The organism is Mesorhizobium sp. M2E.F.Ca.ET.209.01.1.1 (genome assembly GCF_004010375.2).
GTDB lineage: Bacteria > Pseudomonadota > Alphaproteobacteria > Rhizobiales > Rhizobiaceae > Mesorhizobium.
Window position 1 is genome coordinate 1 of sequence record NZ_SADP02001426.1, and the last position, 278, is coordinate 278.

Annotated in this window: 1 protein-coding gene; it reads left to right on the forward strand. The window is 66.5% G+C overall.

Annotated features, from left to right (window positions below):
• Positions 1 to 15 precede the first annotated feature (15 nt).
• On the forward strand, positions 16 to 278 hold a 263-nt coding region (locus EN852_RS40650), incomplete at its 3' end, for an MgtC/SapB family protein (protein ID WP_189546705.1).

Here is a 278-nt window from a genome sequence, read left to right on the forward strand (position 1 = left end):
CCCGGAGCCTGACCCATGGAACTTACCCAGGATGTCTCGATCCTGCTGCGCGTCGCGACCGCGATGCTGTTCGGCGGCGTGCTTGGCGTCGAGCGCGAGATGGGCAAGCACGCCGCTGGCCTGCGCACGCACATGCTGATCGCGGGGGCCGCCGCGTTGATCGTCGGCCTCGGTGATTCGGTGGCCGAGCATTTCCAGCAGGAGCGCTATCGCGACCTGCTGCAGGTTGATCCGGTGCGTCTGATCGAGGCGGTGGTGGCCTGTGTTGGTTTCGTGGA